The organism is Terribacillus aidingensis (assembly GCF_040703035.1).
Classification (GTDB): Bacteria; Bacillota; Bacilli; order Bacillales; family Amphibacillaceae; genus Terribacillus.
Window position 1 is genome coordinate 16729 of record NZ_CP159996.1, and the last position, 18839, is coordinate 35567.

Here is an 18839-nt window from a genome sequence, read left to right on the forward strand (position 1 = left end):
TAATTTTGTTTGATATATTTCTGTAACTTTTATGCCGTAATTATCGTATAAAATGATGAAGAAGGATTTGATAGGTTTGGCGAAAAGAAAGACAAAGTATGTATGTCAGGAATGTGGATATGAATCTGCAAAATGGATGGGCAAATGCCCAAGCTGCAATAACTGGAATACCTTTACGGAAGAAGTTGTTACACCAGCTAGCAGCGGAGCCTTCCGCCATTCAAATACAACAACCACAGCTGCAAGGCCTCAGTCGATTACAGCCATTCACTCCGAAAAGGAACCGAGAGTAACAACAGATCTCCCAGAGTTCAACAGGGTGCTCGGCGGCGGAATCGTAGCAGGATCACTTGTGCTTATCGGGGGAGACCCTGGTATCGGTAAATCTACCTTGCTTTTGCAAGTCAGTGCACAGCTGGCAGAGAAGGAATTACCGGTCCTATATATATCAGGTGAGGAATCTGCCCGTCAGACGAAACTCCGAGCAGATCGTCTCGGTGTAAAGGCAGATCAGCTCTATGTATTATCAGAGACAAATCTGCAGGACATCACACGGCATATTGAAGAAGTGAAGCCGGCGTTTGTTGTAGTCGATTCCATCCAGACCGTGTATCGGGAAGAAGTCACCAGTGCACCGGGAAGTGTTACGCAGGTACGGGAGTGTACAAGTGAGTTAATGCGGGTAGCCAAGACCAATGGCATTCCGATTTTCCTCGTTGGTCACGTAACGAAAGAAGGCGCCATCGCTGGTCCTAGAATGCTTGAACATATGGTGGATGCGGTTCTTTATTTCGAAGGAGAACGTCATCATACATTCCGAATCCTGCGCAGTGTAAAGAACCGGTTTGGAAGTACGAATGAAATGGGTATTTTCGAGATGAAGGAAGAAGGATTAAGGGAAGTGACGAACCCGTCTGAAATCTTCTTAGAGGAAAGATCGCAGGGTGCAGCAGGATCAACAGTTGTTGCATCGATGGAAGGGACACGCCCTGTTCTTGTCGAGATCCAGGCCCTTATCTCCCCGACCAGCTTCGGAAACCCTCGCCGTATGGCTACCGGTACAGATCATAACCGGGTGCCGCTTTTAATGGCGGTTTTGGAAAAACGAGTCGGGCTTATGCTGCAGAATCAGGATGCATACGTGAAGATTGCCGGCGGTATGCGGTTGGATGAACCCGCTATCGATCTTGCGGTAGCTGCGAGCATCGCATCCAGTTTTAAGGACAAGCCGACAAAGCCAGACGACGTCTTAATCGGGGAAGTGGGTCTGACTGGTGAAGTGAGACGTGTATCCCGGATTGAACAGCGTGTCCAAGAAGCGGCCAAGCTTGGCTTCAAGAGGGCTATCGTACCGAAGAAGAATCTGGATGGCTGGACGGTTCCGGCAAGTATTAAAGTAGTCGGAGTGAACTCGGTAAGTGAAGCACTTCATATTGTCTTGGGAGAGGATTAACCTCTCCTAAATTGGTAATATTTTTTGACAACTTCTCTGAAACTATGCTACTATGTAATGTTTCCTAAATTGACTAGGAATCTAAAACGTGCTACGGTTAAACTGCAATTATTTATTTTTACGTCTAATATATTTTATTTCAGGTAATACTTTCTGTTAGGAGGTGACAGTAATGTTAAAGCGAATCGTGCAATTATTTATTATCGTTGCAGGCGGTATGGTCGGGTTTCTCTACATTCCCAGATTGATGGATCTAGTTAACCTGACCAACATTGGTTGGCTTGATTCCCCAATCGTCGGATTGATTGGCGGAGCTATTCTATTATTCTTATTACTGTTTTGGGTGGTCGATTATATTGTCGGCTTCATCCATTGGGTGGAGGACTCACTAGTCAAGACACCTGCTGCTGATTTATTCTTTGGCAGCATCGGGCTCATTATCGGATTGGTCGTAGCTTACTTGATTACGATTCCGATCCGAGGTATCGGTTTTGTGCTTGTTTCGGAGGTATTGCCGCTGTTTGTAACAATTTTCCTTGGCTACATCGGATTCCAGGTTGGTTTCAAGCGCCGTGATGAATTCCTAAATATGATGACGTTGGCGAAAAAGGATAAGAAGAAGACAGCAGATGAGCAAGAAGCTGGAGAAGAGAATGTCCAGGCTGTTCAGCCTAAATCAAAATTGCTTGATACGAGTGTTATCATCGATGGACGTATCGCAGATATTTGCGAAACGAATTTCTTGGAGGGTACGATTGTCATCCCGCAATTCGTATTGAATGAACTTCAGCATATTGCTGATTCTTCCGATGCGTTGAAGCGGAACCGCGGCCGTCGCGGTCTTGATGTCCTGAATCGCATCCAAAAAGAGATGCCAAGTGTCAAAGTGGAATTCTACGAAGGTGATTTCGAGGATATTCCGGAAGTGGATTCCAAGCTTGTCAAATTGGCAAAGGTAATTGATGGTATAGTCGTTACAAATGATTTCAATTTGAATAAGGTATGTGAGTTCCAAAACGTACCGGTGCTGAATATCAATGACTTGGCGAATGCCGTGAAACCCGTTGTCATACCAGGCGAGGAATTGACTGTCCAGGTGATCAAGGACGGGAAAGAACATAATCAAGGTGTGGCTTACTTGGATGACGGTACGATGATCGTCGTCGAGGAAGGCAAGAATTATATCGGTAAGACAATCGAGGTGCTTATCACGAGTGTATTGCAGACTTCTGCAGGCCGAATGATCTTCGCTAAGCCGAAATTACTTGAAAAAGCATTGTAAAAAAGTATAACATGATAGAAGTAAACAAAAGTGATAACAGGGGATGTTATCGCTTTTGTTTGGATTCGACTTAAAATAAGGCGGTAAATATAGATGTATTATCAAGCTATCGTGTTAGCTGCCGGGCAAGGTAAACGAATGCAGGCTGGCCAAAACAAACAATTCCTTACAATTGGGCAAAAGCCGCTCATTGTACATACGCTGAATGTTTTCGATCAGGATCCCTGGTGTGCATCTATTACACTTGTTGTGAGCAATTCAGATCGTGAATTGATGCAGCAGCTATTGTCAGCACAGAAATGGACCACCCCAATAAACCTGACAGAAGGCGGAAGCGAGCGGCAGGAGAGTGTCCTGATGGGTCTGGAAGCATTGCCTGATAAGTCCGGTATCGTTTTTATACACGATGGAGCGCGGCCATTTGTCACAATCGAAAGACTTCATGCCTTGGCTGAGGCTTGTCAGGAGCATCGGGGAGCGATACTTGCGGTGCCTGTCACAGATACAATCAAGCTTCGCCGTGGTAATCGTCTGGAAACGATGGACCGAGGGCTCCTGTGGGCTGCTCAGACACCGCAGGCTTTTGATTACCAGCTTATCTACGATGCCCATGTAACAGCCAAAGTTGACGGGGTGCTGGGAACAGATGATGCCTCATTAGTGGAACGCCTCGATCAGGATGTGTTCATCGTAGAAGGCAGCTATGATAATATGAAGCTCACGACACCAGAGGACTTATACAAAGCGGAAGCATTTTTAAATGGTAAATAAAGCGAGGGTCACATTATGTTTCGAATTGGACAAGGATTTGATGTACATGCATTTGCAGAGAATAGACCGTGTATCATCGGCGGGATTACAATCCCTTACGAACTTGGATTGCTAGGCCACTCGGATGCGGATGTACTATTACATACGATTGCGGATGCGTGTCTTGGCGCCTTGGCGCTGGGCGACATCGGCAAGCATTTCCCCGATACTGATCCTGCTTTCAAGGATGCGGATTCGGAAGTATTGCTGCGTCATGTATGGCAGCTTGTAAAAGAAAAAGGCTATAAATTAGGGAACTTGGATTGCACAGTTATTGCACAGGCACCTAAAATGGCACCATATATCGATCAGATTCGTGAAAATGTAGCAGGTATGCTCGATGCAGAACCGGGTCAGATCAATGTGAAAGCAACAACGACAGAACAGCTTGGCTTTACTGGCCGTAAAGAAGGAATCGCTGCGCAAGCAGTCGTCCTTTTGCAGCAAGCCTAACATAATCGAAAGGGAGTTATTCATATGTCAAAACCTGTACGTGTGCGCTATGCGCCGAGTCCGACTGGACATTTGCATATTGGAAACGCACGAACTGCACTATTCAACTACTTATATGCCCGTCACCATGACGGCAAATTCATCGTCCGCACAGAGGATACGGATCAGAAGCGGAATGTAGAGGGCGGCGAGGAAAGCCAGTTCAGCTATTTGAAATGGCTTGGTATCAAGTGGGACGAAGGCGCCGATATCGGGGGCGAATACGGACCATACCGTCAATTGGAGCGTCTGGATATCTACAAGAAATATGTAGATGAATTGCTGGATCGCGGTCTTGCTTACAAATGCTACGTGACAGAAGAAGAGTTGGAAAAAGAGCGTGAAGAACAAAAAGCGAATGGACAAGTTCCTAAGTATTCTGGTGTGCACCGTGATCTGACACCGGAACAGCAAGAGAAGTTCGAAGCGGAAGGCAGACAGCCTAGTATCCGTTTCCGAGTTCCGGAAAATAAAACATATAAATTCAACGATATTGTTCGTGATGAAATCAGTTTCGAGTCCAGTGACTTCGGCGACTGGGTTATCGTGAAAAAGAACGGTATCCCAACATATAACTTTGCTGTGGCAATCGATGACCATTTGATGGAGATCTCTCATATCCTTCGCGGAGAAGAGCATATCTCCAATACACCGAAGCAGCTTATGATTTACGAAGCATTCGGTTGGGAAGCACCGGAATTCGGACATATGACGTTGATTCTTAATGAAAACCGCAAGAAGCTGTCCAAACGCGATGAGCATATCCTGCAGTTCATCGAGCAATATAAGAACTTGGGTTATCTGCCTGAAGCGATGTTCAACTTCATCAGTTTGCTTGGCTGGTCACCAGTCGGAGAAGAAGAGATCTTCTCCAAAGATGAAATCATCAAGATTTTCGATCCGAATCGTCTATCCACTTCTGCTGCAATCTTTGATCCGCAGAAGCTGAAATGGATGAACAACCAATATATCAAGTCGGAAGATGCGGGGCGTATCGAGAAGTTGACATTGCCTCATTTGATCCAGGCTGGAAAACTTCCTGAAAACATGGAAGATTCCCGTCGTGACTGGGCAGCAGAGCTTATCGCTCTCTACAAAGACCAGTTGAACTATGGTGCGGAGATTGTCGAGTTGACGGAGTTATTCTTCCAGGAAGAAATCACTTATGATGAAGAAGCAATGGCAGTACTTCAGGATGAGCAAGTACCGGAAGTATTAAAGGCATTCTCCGAACAGCTTTCAGCATTGGAAGCATTCGAACCGGATACAATCAAAGGTGCAATCAAATCGACACAAAAACAGACTGGTCAAAAAGGCAAGAAGCTCTTCATGCCGATCCGTGTTGCTACAACAGGCGCAACACACGGTCCGGAGCTGCCAAACTCCATCCATTTGCTTGGCGAGACGGTTGTCCAAAACCGTCTTCGTGCAGCATTCGAACAGCTGACAAAGTAAAATATTCACTTTTTTGCTGATATATAATATAGTAGTACTACACATTCGAACGTTGAAGAGGAGAAGTATGCATCTGCCTTTCCATCCAGAGAGAGCCGCATTCGCTGAGAGCGGCTTTGGAGAGCTTTTGCTGAAATGCGCCTCGGAGTCTTTTGCCGAAATGATAGTAGGTAAAAGCGGTTCTCGCCGTTATCTGAGTGAAGCTGGGGAACGCCATAGGCTTTCCCAAATAGAGTGGAACCGCGCAAAAAGCGTCTCTGTCATTGTACAGGGGCGCTTTTTTTCGTGAAACGGTAGAAGCGGAAAGGAAGGGAAAAATGGGATTTTTCAAGATGCTGAAAGAGGATGTTATGGTAGTCTTCGACCAGGATCCAGCTGCTCGTTCTTATCTGGAAGTTATCCTAACGTATTCCGGCTTGCATGCCATTTGGGCACATCGAATTGCACACCAATTCTACAAGCATAAATTCTATTTCCTTGCCCGTGTTGTTTCACAAGTGAGCCGTTTCTTCACCGGCATTGAAATACATCCCGGAGCCACGATAGGCAGACGATTTTTCATCGATCATGGCATGGGTGTCGTCATAGGTGAAACATGCGAAATCGGAGATAATGTAACGATCTTCCAAGGCGTGACTCTAGGAGGTACGGGGAAAGAAAAAGGCAAACGACATCCGACCGTCAAAGACAATGCGCTTATCGCGACAGGAGCTAAAGTGTTAGGTTCTATTACGATTGGTGCCAACTCGAAGATAGGTGCGGGTTCCGTTGTACTGCATGATGTTCCGGATTGCTCGACAGTAGTCGGCATCCCTGGACGTGTCGTCATCAAAGATGGTGAGCGTATCAGAAGAGATCTGGATCATCAGGATTTGCCAGACCCAGTTGCGGAGAAGCTAAGGAAAATGGATCAGGAAATTAAAGAACTACAGCGGGAATTAGCCGCAGCAAAAGGAGAGAAGCAGCATGTCGGTAAAAATTTATAATACACTGAGCCGTAAAAAGGAGCCTTTCGTTCCGCTTGAAGAAGGAAAGGTAAGTATGTACGTCTGCGGCCCAACTGTTTACAACTATATTCATATCGGTAACGCAAGACCGCCGATCGTTTTCGATACAGTACGGCGCTATCTTGAATATCGCGGTTATGATGTCAAATATGTCATGAACTTCACTGATGTGGATGACAAAATCATCAATGCGGCAAAAGAGATGGGCGAGGATGTTTACGCGGTTGCAGAGAAATTCATCCAAGCTTATCAGGAAGATACGTCTGCACTTGGTGTCAAAGAAGGCGCGCTCCACCCGCGTGTTACGGATAGTATGGAAGAAATCATAGACTTTGTGCAAGGCTTGATCAATAAAGGGTATGCGTATGTATCAGAGGGGGATGTCTACTTCCGTACACGTTCCTTTGACGGCTACGGTAAATTGTCACATCAGTCCATTGATGAGTTGCGCTCAGGAGCCCGTATTCGTGTGGGTGAGCAGAAGGACGATCCACTTGATTTTGCTTTATGGAAAAATGCAAAGCCAGGAGAGATTTCATGGGAAACGCCATGGGGCGAAGGGCGCCCGGGCTGGCACATCGAATGCTCCGCTATGGTGAAAAAGCATCTTGGTGACACAATCGATATCCATGCAGGCGGAACCGATCTTACATTCCCGCACCATGAAAATGAGATCGCACAATCAGAGGCCCTTAATGGAAAGTCATTTGCGAACTACTGGATGCATAACGGTCACATCAATATCGATAACGAGAAAATGTCCAAATCACTTGGCAACTTCATTCTTGCCCATGATCTGATCAAAAAACATGATCCGCAAGTATTACGATTCTTTATGTTGAGCGTACATTACCGTAACCCGATCAATTTTACGGATGAATTATTGGAAAGTGCAAAGACTGGTTTGGCGCGAATCAAAAATGCTTATGATAATCTGCAGCATAGAAAAGCTGCCAGCACAAACCAGGATAATAACGCGGATGGTGTTATGGGAACGATCCAAGAGCTAAGGACTCGTTTCGAGGAAGAAATGGATGATGATTTCAACACAGCTAACGCTATATCCGTCCTATTTGATTTAGCAAAAGAAGCAAATGTTTACTTGCAGCAGGAGCAAACATCCGAGCCAGTGATCGAAGCCTTTATCAAGGCATTCGAAGAGCTTGGCAGTGTGCTTGGCATCAAATTTGCTGCTGAGACAGAATTGCTCGACGATGAAATTGAAGGCTTGCTTGCACAGCGTGTGGAGGCCCGTAAGAATCGTGATTTCCAGGAAGCAGACCGGATTCGTGATTTGCTTAAGGAGAAAAATATCATCCTTGAGGATACTTCACAAGGTACACGCTGGAAAAGAGGATAACTCATGGACGTGAAACAAATGAAAAGTCTGGCGCTCGCTTATATGGGGGACGCTGTATATGAGATTTATGTCCGCCGGCACCTCCTGCAAAAAGGAGAAGTAAAACCGAATCATCTGCACCAAGCAGCAGTCACCTTCGTTTCTGCAAAATCACAAGCGAAGGTGATTCGGGATTGGCTTGAGCAGGACATGCTATCGGAAGAAGAACAAGCGGTCTTCCGGAGAGGGCGTAATGCCAAGTCGGGTACGGTGCCTAAAAATACGGACGTGCAGACTTACAGATATAGCACAGGCTTTGAAGCGCTAATTGGGTACCACTATCTTCTGGAAGATACAGAGCGTCTTGAAACTCTTATACAAGCAGCTATCAAACATGTAGAAGAAAGGAGTCAGCAGCATGGCAGATGAATGGATAATCGGAAAGAACCCAGTAACGGAAGCATTGCGGTCTGGCCGCTCAATTAATAAAATCATGGTTTCGGAGCATTTACAGCCAAAAACATGGCAGTCGATACAGGAACTTGCAAAAGCAAGCGGTACAATCGTGCAGAAAGTACCGAAAAGAAAATTGGATCAATTGATTGAGGGGGCTCACCAAGGGATTGTTGCTTCGGTCGCAGCCTACGAGTACAGCTCAGTGGATGATCTATTCCGTGTAGCGGAGGAGCGGGGAGAGGAACCATTCTTCATCATCCTTGATGAAATGGAGGATCCGCACAATCTTGGTTCTATTCTGCGTACAGCAGATGCAGTCGGTGCTCATGGCGTCATTATTCCGAAGCGGCGTTCAGTCAGCCTGACAGCTACGGTAGCTAAGACATCTGCAGGAGCCATCGAGTATATTCCTGTCGCACGCGTAACGAATCTGGCCCAGACGATCGATCATTTGAAGGAACGGAATGTATGGGTTGCTGGTACAGCAGCAGAAGGCGCGATTGATTATCGCCGTCTGGATGCAGTCGGAGCTATTGCCCTTGTAATCGGAAATGAAGGAAAAGGTATCAGCAGGCTTGTCCGGGAGAAATGTGATTGGACAGTCTCGCTGCCTATGCATGGTAAAGTCACTTCCCTTAATGCAAGTGTCGCGGCAAGTCTTCTCATGTATGAAGTAAACCGTCAGCGTCATCCCCTAGGGGAATAAACATGGTCATTTTGGTGGTCGATGGCTATAACGTCATCGGGGCATGGGAAGAACTGCATGCACTCCGCGATACGGATTTTGAACAATCCCGCCAGCTGCTTATTGAGAAGCTGGCCGAGTATCAGGCTTACACAGGACATCGGGTAATTGTCGTATTCGATGCCTATCATGTGAGGGGATTAGAGAAAAAATACGAAAATTATAAAGTAGAAGTTCTCTATACAAAAGAAAAAGAGACGGCGGATGACCGTATCGAAAAACTGATTAAAACGTTGAAAAATGTCAAGACACAAGTTTACGTCGCAACTTCTGATTACGCAGAACAGAGTACTATATTTGGGCAAGGAGCACTTCGTAAATCATCCAGGGAACTATATCTGGAGATAAAGCAGATAGAGCGTGAAATTGACCAGGAAATCAGAGAGTACAATACTCGACAATTTCCGCCAAAAATCCCCTTAAAACCCGAAGTAAGGGATATACTCGAAGCATGGCGCAGAAGGAAGAAATAACCAAAGTAGTATATTGACGGTTATTTGGACCGCCTGTATAATGACCCTATAAATTCACGGTATATGGTCAGGGGGAATCCTTAAGTGACAATTGTCAAGCAGCGGACGGTAGGCCAGGATTACGCAGTGATGGAAGATAGTGTTCTTGTAGATTTAGTTAAAGCAGGTCATGTTGATGCCCTAGATTTTCTGATTAACAAGTATCGAAATTTTGTCAGAGCGAAAGCTCGCACGTATTTTCTGATTGGAGCCGACCGGGAAGACATTGTCCAGGAAGGGATGATCGGTCTTTATAAGGCCATTCGTGATTTTAATGGAGAGAAGCTTGCTTCATTCAAGGCGTTCGCCGAACTCTGTGTAACCAGGCAGATTATCACAGCAATCAAGACGGCGACCAGACAAAAGCATATTCCGCTCAATTCTTATGTATCGCTGGACAAGCCAATCTATGATGAGGAATCCGACAGGACTTTGCTTGATATCATAGTCAGCTCAAAAGCGGGTGATCCGCAAGACGTTTTGATCAATCAGGAACGGTTCCTCGATATGGAGGAGAAGATGGCACAGCTGCTCAGTGAACTGGAGAGACAGGTATTGGCTCTCTATCTGGACGGCAGATCCTATCAGGAGATTTCTGAGGAGCTGAAGCGGCATGTCAAATCAATTGATAATGCCCTGCAGCGGGTGAAGCGAAAGCTCGAGCGATATCTTGAAATAAGCGAAGTGACATTATAAGCTTCGTTGACAAGCTATTTCATGCGTGCTACAGTAAAATTGTGTCAAAATACCCGAGAGGGTGGAGATTTTTGCGTAAAACAATTACATTAGCGTGCTCGGAATGTTTGAGCCGCAACTATTCCACAGCAAAGAGTGGGAATCAATCACAGCGCTTAGAGACTAGGAAATTCTGCAAACGATGCGACAAGCATACAGTCCATCGGGAGACAAAATAGACAACAATGCCTGTCGGCGAGAGTTTGGGGGTAGTACCATGAATCCTGTTACGTTTTTGAAAAATGTATCCAAAGAGATGAAGAAGGTAAGTTGGCCAACTGGTAAAGAGCTATATCGCTATACGATCGTGACGGTTTTAACAGTCGTGTTCGCTGCTATATTCTTCGGTTTAGTTGATTTAGGGATCTCTGAGATTTTAAATTTATTCTTTTGAATAATGCCCGCTGATATATGCTATAATGATATTAAATATTGCTCGTAGAAAAAAACCCGTTCCGTACGGGTTTTTTAAATTGGTCTTTTTGCCAGCATCGGCAATAACTAAACCAAAGGGAGGGAAGGACAAGCGTTTGTCCTGACAGCATGGAAAAAAGATGGTATGTCGTACACACCTATTCTGGATATGAAAACAAAGTAAAGGCCAACCTGGAGAAAAGACTCGATTCCATGGGAATGGAAGATAAAATCTTCCGCGTCGTCGTTCCTGAGGATGAAGAGACAGAAATTAAGAACGGTAAACGTAAGACAGCGATGAAGAAAGTCTTCCCTGGTTACGTATTGACTGAAATGGTCATGACGGATGATTCCTGGTATGTGGTCCGTAATACACCGGGCGTAACTGGTTTCGTCGGATCCACTGGTTCTGGTTCCAAGCCGACACCACTTTTGGATGAAGAAGTCGAAGTAATCCTCAAACGGATGGGTATGGAAGAGACACTGACAGAGTTCGATTTTGAAGAGAAAGAAAGTGTACGCGTAACGGATGGACCATTCAACGACTTTACTGGAACGATCGAAAATATCGACATGGATAAACAGAAAGTAAAAGTTCATGTAAATATGTTCGGACGGGAAACACCAGTGGAGCTTGATTTTTCCCAAATCGAAAAATTATAATCCTGCATCCGGAATTTATTTGGAAGCCCCTTGCATTGTTTATAGATAAATGCTAGAATCTTAATGTTAATGACTATAGTCTATAATATATAGCTATACAGACATGTTGAGTGGGAGGGTGACAAACCCTATTACCACATCACGGACTTAAGGAGGTGTGTCTCGTGGCTAAAAAAGTAATCAAAGTTGTAAAATTGCAGATCCCTGCAGCTAAAGCGAATCCAGCTCCACCAGTTGGACCGGCACTAGGTCAAGCAGGTGTGAACATCATGGGATTCTGTAAGGAATTTAACGCCCGCACGCAAGAACAAGCAGGCTTGATCATTCCAGTTGAAATCACGGTATTCGAAGACCGTTCATTTACATTCATCACTAAAACTCCGCCTGCTGCAGTCTTGCTTAAGAAAGCAGCTGGTATCGAATCAGGTTCAGGCGAACCGAACCGTAACAAAGTCGCTACTGTTAAACGCGATAAAGTAAGAGAGATTGCGGAATCTAAAATGCCTGACTTGAATGCTGCAAACGTTGAATCAGCAATGCGTATGGTTGAAGGTACTGCTCGCAGTATGGGAATTGTCATCGAAGACTAATTCTGATTCAATCATAGAAACTGACGAGGTTGCGTGAATGGAGTATACCATTTCGCAGCCTTTTTAAAAGCCGGCATTTCCGGCAATAGCGGACACTCGTCCGCTCCGCTTTAACAAGTGGGAGGTCCTACCGTTAAAACCACAATCCGAGGAGGAAAAGGAAATGGCTGTAAAAAGCAAAAAGAAACAAGAAGCACTTAAGCTTGTTGACCGTACTGCATTGTACGAAGTAAAAGAAGCTGTTGAGCTTGTCAAAAAGACTGCTACTGCTAAATTTGACGAAACAATCGAAGCTGCTTTCCGTTTGGGAGTAGACCCTAAGAAAGCTGACCAGCAAATCCGTGGCGCAATGGTATTGCCACACGGTACTGGTAAATCTCAACGCGTATTGGTATTCGCTAAAGGCGATAAAGCAAAAGAAGCGGAAGCTGCTGGTGCTGATTTCGTAGGCGAACAAGATCTAATCGCGAAAATCAACGGAGGCTGGTTCGATTTCGACGTTATCGTTGCAACTCCGGACATGATGGCTGAAGTTGGTAAATTGGGCCGTGTACTAGGACCAAAAGGTCTTATGCCTAACCCGAAAACGGGAACTGTTACATTCGACGTAGAAAAAGCTATCCAGGAAATCAAAGCTGGTAAAGTTGAATACCGCGTTGACAAACAGTCCAACGTCCATGTACCAATCGGTAAAGCTTCCTTCTCTGAAGAGAAATTGGAAGAAAACCTTGTTGCATTGATCGAACAACTTATTAAAGTGAAACCACAAGCTTCCAAAGGCCTTTACATGAAGAACGTAGCAATCGCTTCTACTATGGGTCCTGGAATCAAGGTTGACGTAGCACCATTCCGTTAATTGTCTGTTGACATCTAATTGGAAACACTATATAATCAACTGTGGTTAAAACCTAATAAACGTTATACCTAAGACAGCAGGTGCCCTAGGGCTTAATCTCCTGCCGAGGTGTGTGAGATATAAAGGCAGTCTGTTCCGACTGTTCCTTGTGATCATGCCTCCATGTCGAATGGAGGCATTTTTCATGTTAACTCCAGGTATAATTGTGAACAAGCTAACAGGAGGTGGAACATATGTCCAAGATCATCGAACAAAAGCAACAGGTTGTAACAGAAATCGCTGAGAAATTCCAAGCGAGCCAATCTACAATCGTAGTAGACTACCGAGGTCTTACTGTTTCTGAGGTGACTGAACTTCGCAAACAGCTTCGTGAAGCTGGAGTGGATTTCAAAGTCTACAAAAACACGTTGACTCGCCGTGCTACGGAAGTTGCTGGTTTGACAGAACTAGACGAGAACTTGACAGGCCCAACTGCTATTGCCTTCAGTAATGAAGATGTAATTGCTCCTGCTAAGATCTTGAACGACTTCGCGAAAAAGAACGAAGCACTAGAAATCAAAGCTGGTGTCATCCAAGGCAATGTAGCTTCTGTAGAACAAGTTAAAGAACTTGCAGATCTACCGAACTACGAAGGTTTGCTTTCTATGTTGCTTAGCGTGCTACAAGCACCAGTTCGCAACTTCGCTTACGCTGCGAAAGCAATCGCAGAACAAAAAGAAGAGCAAGGCGCTTAAGGCTGCCTGAGGCTTCAAAACAAAATAAAACATTCCCCAAGGAGGAAATATCATGTCTAAAGAGACAATCATTGAAGAGATTAAAGGTATGTCCGTTCTAGAATTGAACGATCTTGTTAAAGCTATCGAAGAAGAATTCGGCGTAACTGCTGCAGCTCCTGTAGCTGTAGCTGGTGGCGGAGCTGCTGAAGCTGCTGAAGAGCAAACTGAATTTGACGTTGTTCTTACAAGCGCTGGCGCTTCTAAAATCAAAGTTGTTAAAGCTGTACGCGAAGCAACTGGCCTAGGTCTTAAAGACGCTAAAGATCTTGTAGATAACGCTCCTGGAAACATCAAAGAAGGCGTTTCTAAAGCTGATGCTGAAGAACTTAAAGCTAAACTTGAAGAAGCTGGAGCTTCTGTAGAAGTTAAGTAATAACAAGAAAGCTCGCCCTCGGGCGAGCTTTCCTTTTATCTATTTCTCCATGGCAATCGTGAATGGATCCTGAATAAAGAAGGTGACCAATATGTCGGATCATTATTATACCAATCAGCCGCAATCTAAAAGTGCTCCTGCTACATGGCGATTCACTTTAAAAGGCAATGAACTTATGTTCACTTCGGATAGCGGAGTATTTTCCAAGAAAGAAGTGGATTTTGGTTCCAGGGTTTTGATTGATGTCTTCAGGGAGCCTGAAATAGAAGGGGATATACTGGATCTTGGCTGTGGATATGGACCGATCGGCATTTCATTTGCGAAAGCATTCGCAAATCGCGAGATTGTGATGAGTGACGTCAATGAACGCGCAGTATCACTTGCGAAACAGAATGCGGAGGCGAATGGAGCGGAAAATACACATTTTTATGTGAGTGATCGCTTAACCGCTTTTTCGGACCGGAAATTCGCGGCAATTGCCACCAACCCTCCAATCCGGGCAGGCAAAAAGGTTGTACATCAGATATTTGAAGAGAGCTACCAGGCACTGCTTCCACAGGGAGAGCTCTGGGTTGTCATTCAAAAGAAACAAGGTGCCCCATCTGCTCAGGAAAAATTGAATCAGTTGTTCGGCTCGTGTGAAATCGTCAAGAAGGAAAAGGGCTATTACATTCTATTAGCCAAAAAAGTTTGACTCGCATAAAAGCTTGTGGTAGTATTGTAAAATGCCAATAGATAACGATACTCGGAGAGGATTATAATTTTCTTAGAGAATCGTGTTTAAACTGTCGGCCGATTGGCAAGACTGCTATCATTATTATGTTTTTGCCTTCGTCGATTTTATCTAAATATGTATGATCAGGGTTATGTCGCCATTCGGAGGAGCTAGCAAGCTGAATTTTTAACGGTTTTTATGTAAAAACCTTTTTCGCTTTTAGCTTGAAGGCGGTGCAGGAAGGACAGTAGGAGTGTTTCGCTGTTGGAACTATACCACTTTCTGATTTTTGTTAAACAGGAAGGGAAGCCCGTTTCATTACAACATTCACATCACATTCGTATTTATGCGAATGCTTTTCTATGTAAACAGAAGATGTGAACAATGCAAATATTGTGGCGATTCATTTATGTTAGCTACAATATATAATTTATTGCTTGGAAAGTCAATCGGCATTCCGGCAATTCAGGCAGACCTTTATCCGAAAAAGGTCGGTCAAGTGAGAGGCTCACAGCAGGAGATTCCTGCTGCAGGATGTTGATTTACTGCAGTCTACGGATTGCAGCTTGAATACATTACTAATGTTTGATTTGAGGGGTGAAGCTGTTGACAGGTCAAGTAGTTCAGTATGGACGACACCGCCAGCGCAGAAGCTATGCACGTATTAGTGAAGTGCTAGAGTTACCGAATCTTATCGAGATTCAAACCGCTTCTTATGAATGGTTCTTAGAAGAAGGATTACGAGAGATGTTCCAGGATATTTCCCCGATCGAGGATTTCGCGGGTAATTTATCGCTGGAATTTGTCGACTATAGCCTTGGCGAACCGAAATATCCAGTAGATGAAGCGAAAGAAAGAGACGTTACCTATAACGCTCCGCTTCGTGTGAAAGTTCGTTTGCTGAATAACGAGACAGGCGAAGTAAAAGAACAGGAAGTATTTATGGGTGACTTCCCATTGATGACAGATACAGGAACGTTCATCATCAACGGTGCTGAACGCGTTATCGTATCACAGCTTGTTCGCTCCCCTAGTGTTTATTTCAGTGAGAAAGTCGACAAGAACGGAAAACGCGGCCATACGGCAACTGTTATTCCAAACCGTGGTGCGTGGCTTGAGTTCGAGACAGATGCGAAGGATGTAGTCCATGTTCGTATCGACCGTACGCGTAAGCTTCCTATCACTGTCTTGCTTCGTGCGCTTGGATTCGGAAGTGATCAAGAAATCATCGATTTGATTGGTGAGAACGAGTACTTGCGAAACACATTGGAGAAAGATAACACGGAAACTACTGAAAAAGCATTGCTTGAAATCTACGAGCGTCTTCGTCCAGGAGAGCCGCCTACTGTAGAGAACGCGAAAAGCTTGCTAGTTTCCCGTTTCTTCGATCCAAAACGCTACGACCTAGCACATGTAGGCCGCTACAAAATGAACAAAAAGCTTCATATTAAGAACCGTTTGTTCAATCAGACATTGGCACAGCCAATCGTCGATGAAGAGACTGGTGAAGTACTTGCACAAAAAGGCGATAAGCTAGACCGTCGTCTGCTTGACAAGATTCTTCCTTACCTTGATGGTTCCAACGGCAAATTCGGCGAGAACATCTTGGAGCCGCATGATGGTGTAGTACAAGATCAAATCGTCGTGCAAACAATCAAAATCGTCGATCCAACAGACCCAGAAGGTGAACGTACACTAAGCGTTACTGGTAATGCTACAGTTGATGACAGTGTGAAGAATCTGGATCCTGCCGATATTGTGGCAGCAGTCAGCTACTTCTTTAACCTATTATATGAAGTTGGCGACACAGATGACATCGATCATCTTGGTAACAGAAGATTGCGTTCAGTAGGTGAATTGCTGCAAAACCAATTCCGTATCGGTCTATCCCGTATGGAACGTGTGGTACGTGAGCGTATGTCCATACAGGATACGTCAGCTATCACGCCGCAGCAGCTGATCAATATCCGTCCGGTGATTGCATCTATTAAAGAATTCTTCGGAAGCTCCCAGCTTTCCCAGTTCATGGACCAGACGAATCCTTTAGGTGAATTGACGCATAAACGTCGTCTTTCTGCTTTGGGACCTGGTGGTTTGACTCGGGAACGTGCTGGCTTTGAAGTTCGTGACGTACACTACTCCCACTATGGAAGAATGTGTCCGATCGAAACGCCAGAGGGTCCGAACATTGGTTTGATCAACTCCCTTTCCACTTATGCGAAAGTGAACAAATTCGGTTTCATCGAGACACCTTACCGTCGAGTTGATCCGGAGACAAACCGTGTAACTGAACATATTGATTACCTAACTGCCGATGAGCAGGATAACTATGTTATCGCACAGGCAAACTCTCCGTTAACAGAAGATGGCAGCTTCGTAAATGAAGAAGTCGTTGCTCGTTTCCGTGAGGAGAATACAATCGTTGCTCGTGAACGTATCGATTACATGGACGTATCACCGAAACAGGTTGTATCTGCTGCGACAGCATGTATCCCGTTCTTGGAAAATGATGACTCCAACCGTGCACTGATGGGTGCGAACATGCAGCGACAAGCAGTACCGTTGATGCAGCCGGAAGCACCGATCGTAGGTACTGGTATGGAATATGTATCCGGTAAAGACTCCGGTGCAGCTGTTATCTGCCGCGCAGAAGGTATTGTAGAGCGCGTTGAAGCGAAAGAAATCATTGTACGCCGTGTAACAGAAGTCGGCGGCAGTGAAGTGAAAGGCGATACAGATCGTTATCGTCTGCAGAAATTCAATCGTTCCAACCAAGGAACTTGCTATAACCAACGTCCGATCGTCGCAGTAGGCGACCGTGTGACAAAAGGTGAAATCCTAGCTGATGGACCTTCCATGCAGGATGGAGAGCTTGCACTAGGCCGTAACGTACTAGTTGCCTTCATGACATGGGAAGGTTACAACTACGAGGATGCTATCATCATGAGCGAACGCCTTGTGAAAGATGATGTATACACATCTATCCACATTGAGGAGTATGAGTCTGAAGCACGTGATACGAAGCTAGGACCAGAAGAAATCACACGCGATATCCCGAACGTAGGGGAAGACGCACTGAAGAACCTTGACGAACGCGGAATCATCCGTGTTGGTGCTGAAGTTTCCGATGGTGATTTGCTTGTTGGTAAAGTAACGCCTAAAGGTGTAACTGAGCTATCTGCAGAAGAACGTCTATTGCATGCGATCTTCGGTGAGAAGGCTCGCGAAGTCCGTGATACTTCCCTTCGTGTACCTCACGGTGCCGGCGGTATCGTATTGGATGTTAAGATCTTCAACCGTGAAGATGGCGATGAATTACCTCCGGGTGTAAACCAGCTTGTACGTGCTTATATCGTTCAGAAACGTAAGATTTCTGAGGGAGATAAGATGGCTGGACGTCACGGTAACAAAGGGGTTATCTCTAAGATTCTTCCAGAAGAGGATATGCCATTCATGCCGGATGGCACACCAGTCGATATCATGCTTAACCCGCTAGGGGTACCATCTCGTATGAATATCGGGCAGGTGTTTGAGCTTCACTTAGGTATGGCAGCTCGTGCACTAGGCATCCACGTTGCAACACCAGTATTTGATGGTGCGCGTGAGGAAGATGTTTGGGAAACGCTCGAAGAAGCTGGTATGCCACGTGACGCGAAGACAGTCCTTTATGATGGAAGAACCGGTGAACCATTTGATAACCGTGTTTCTGTTGGTGTATCGTACATGATCAAGCTTGCGCACATGGTTGATGACAAGCTGCATGCACGTTCTACAGGTCCATATTCACTAGTTACGCAGCAGCCGCTTGGTGGTAAAGCACAGTTCGGTGGACAGCGTTTCGGTGAGATGGAGGTTTGGGCACTTGAAGCATATGGTGCGGCATATACCTTGCAAGAGATTCTTACTGTCAAATCCGATGACGTAGTCGGTCGTGTGAAGACATATGAAGCTATTGTTAAAGGTGATAATGTCCCAGAACCAGGTGTACCAGAATCGTTCAAAGTATTGATTAAAGAGCTTCAGAGTCTTGGTATGGATGTTAAAATCCTCAATGGCGAAGAAGAAGAAGTAGAATTAAGAGAACTCGAAGATGAAGACGAGACGCAAGTACCTGACCGCATCAATCTTGATGTACAGGAAGGGTAAGGCGGCGACACATCGACTGC

21 protein-coding genes and 2 other annotated features are annotated in these 18839 nt (G+C 45.2%); all 21 genes read left to right on the forward strand.

What is annotated here, in order from left to right:
* The first annotated feature begins 76 nt into the window (after positions 1-76).
* The 21 genes from radA (at position 77) to rpoB (ending at position 18819) form a co-directional block, all read left to right on the forward strand.
* Positions 77-1453, forward strand: coding sequence for a DNA repair protein RadA (gene radA / locus ABXS78_RS00105; RefSeq protein WP_366248434.1), 1377 nt, complete (start codon positions 77-79; stop codon positions 1451-1453).
* Positions 1454-1625: 172 nt separating this feature from the next.
* Positions 1626-2735 (forward strand): PIN/TRAM domain-containing protein, encoded by a 1110-nt coding sequence (locus ABXS78_RS00110; protein WP_095224620.1) that lies wholly within the window; start codon positions 1626-1628, stop codon positions 2733-2735.
* Positions 2736-2828: 93 nt separating this feature from the next.
* Complete coding sequence (gene ispD, locus ABXS78_RS00115; RefSeq protein ID WP_366248435.1) at positions 2829-3506, forward strand: 2-C-methyl-D-erythritol 4-phosphate cytidylyltransferase; 678 nt, start codon at positions 2829-2831, stop codon at positions 3504-3506.
* A gap of 15 nt (positions 3507-3521) precedes the next feature.
* A complete protein-coding gene (ispF, locus tag ABXS78_RS00120; protein WP_095224622.1) occupies positions 3522-3998 on the forward strand; it encodes a 2-C-methyl-D-erythritol 2,4-cyclodiphosphate synthase in 477 nt (158 codons plus the stop codon).
* 24 nt (positions 3999-4022) lie between these two features.
* Positions 4023-5492, forward strand: a complete 1470-nt coding sequence (gene gltX, locus ABXS78_RS00125; RefSeq protein ID WP_366248436.1) for a glutamate--tRNA ligase — start codon at positions 4023-4025, stop codon at positions 5490-5492.
* A gap of 43 nt (positions 5493-5535) precedes the next feature.
* Positions 5536-5754 (forward strand) — a binding site (T-box leader).
* A 1-nt stretch (position 5755) separates the two neighbouring features.
* Positions 5756-6478, forward strand: a complete 723-nt coding sequence (gene cysE, locus ABXS78_RS00130; RefSeq protein WP_366248437.1) for a serine O-acetyltransferase — start codon at positions 5756-5758, stop codon at positions 6476-6478.
* Positions 6459-7859, forward strand: coding sequence for a cysteine--tRNA ligase (gene cysS, locus ABXS78_RS00135; RefSeq protein ID WP_366248438.1), 1401 nt, complete (start codon positions 6459-6461; stop codon positions 7857-7859). The genes cysE and cysS overlap by 20 nt, the downstream gene beginning before the upstream one ends.
* A 3-nt stretch (positions 7860-7862) precedes the next feature.
* Positions 7863-8267: a Mini-ribonuclease 3 gene (locus tag ABXS78_RS00140; protein ID WP_366248439.1), complete on the forward strand. Its 405-nt coding sequence runs from the start codon at positions 7863-7865 to the stop codon at positions 8265-8267.
* Entirely contained in the window at positions 8257-9000 is a 744-nt protein-coding gene (gene rlmB / locus ABXS78_RS00145; protein WP_095224627.1) for a 23S rRNA (guanosine(2251)-2'-O)-methyltransferase RlmB, read from the forward strand. Before ABXS78_RS00140 ends, rlmB begins: the two co-directional genes overlap by 11 nt.
* 2 nt (positions 9001-9002) lie before the next feature.
* A complete protein-coding gene (locus tag ABXS78_RS00150) occupies positions 9003-9512 on the forward strand; it encodes an NYN domain-containing protein (RefSeq protein ID WP_095224628.1) in 510 nt (169 codons plus the stop codon).
* Positions 9513-9596: 84 nt separating this feature from the next.
* The gene (sigH, locus tag ABXS78_RS00155; protein ID WP_038565132.1) at positions 9597-10247 is read left to right on the forward strand and encodes an RNA polymerase sporulation sigma factor SigH; all 651 of its coding nucleotides are present in this window, start codon (positions 9597-9599) and stop codon (positions 10245-10247) included.
* Between the two features lie 71 nt (positions 10248-10318).
* A complete protein-coding gene (rpmG, locus tag ABXS78_RS00160; RefSeq protein WP_095224630.1) occupies positions 10319-10465 on the forward strand; it encodes a 50S ribosomal protein L33 in 147 nt (48 codons plus the stop codon).
* Positions 10466-10503: 38 nt separating this feature from the next.
* Positions 10504-10680, forward strand: a complete 177-nt coding sequence (gene secE, locus ABXS78_RS00165) for a preprotein translocase subunit SecE (RefSeq protein WP_038565135.1) — start codon at positions 10504-10506, stop codon at positions 10678-10680.
* 149 nt (positions 10681-10829) lie between these two features.
* Positions 10830-11363: a transcription termination/antitermination protein NusG gene (gene nusG / locus ABXS78_RS00170; protein ID WP_366248440.1), complete on the forward strand. Its 534-nt coding sequence runs from the start codon at positions 10830-10832 to the stop codon at positions 11361-11363.
* A 164-nt stretch (positions 11364-11527) separates the two neighbouring features.
* Positions 11528-11953 carry a 50S ribosomal protein L11 gene (gene rplK / locus ABXS78_RS00175; protein ID WP_141234182.1) on the forward strand — a complete coding sequence of 142 codons (426 nt, stop codon included), beginning with the start codon at positions 11528-11530 and terminating at the stop codon, positions 11951-11953.
* Between the two features lie 163 nt (positions 11954-12116).
* Complete coding sequence (gene rplA, locus ABXS78_RS00180; RefSeq protein WP_095224633.1) at positions 12117-12809, forward strand: 50S ribosomal protein L1; 693 nt, start codon at positions 12117-12119, stop codon at positions 12807-12809.
* 49 nt (positions 12810-12858) lie between these two features.
* Positions 12859-13002, forward strand: a sequence feature (ribosomal protein L10 leader region).
* A 40-nt stretch (positions 13003-13042) separates the two neighbouring features.
* Entirely contained in the window at positions 13043-13543 is a 501-nt protein-coding gene (gene rplJ, locus ABXS78_RS00185; protein WP_038565146.1) for a 50S ribosomal protein L10, read from the forward strand.
* A gap of 52 nt (positions 13544-13595) precedes the next feature.
* Positions 13596-13958, forward strand: coding sequence for a 50S ribosomal protein L7/L12 (gene rplL / locus ABXS78_RS00190; RefSeq protein WP_095224634.1), 363 nt, complete (start codon positions 13596-13598; stop codon positions 13956-13958).
* A 91-nt stretch (positions 13959-14049) separates the two neighbouring features.
* Positions 14050-14652, forward strand: a complete 603-nt coding sequence (locus ABXS78_RS00195) for a class I SAM-dependent methyltransferase (RefSeq protein WP_366248441.1) — start codon at positions 14050-14052, stop codon at positions 14650-14652.
* A 430-nt stretch (positions 14653-15082) separates the two neighbouring features.
* Positions 15083-15214: a hypothetical protein gene (locus ABXS78_RS00200; RefSeq protein WP_366248442.1), complete on the forward strand. Its 132-nt coding sequence runs from the start codon at positions 15083-15085 to the stop codon at positions 15212-15214.
* A 65-nt stretch (positions 15215-15279) separates the two neighbouring features.
* A complete protein-coding gene (gene rpoB / locus ABXS78_RS00205; protein ID WP_095224636.1) occupies positions 15280-18819 on the forward strand; it encodes a DNA-directed RNA polymerase subunit beta in 3540 nt (1179 codons plus the stop codon).
* Positions 18820-18839: the final 20 nt, after the last annotated feature.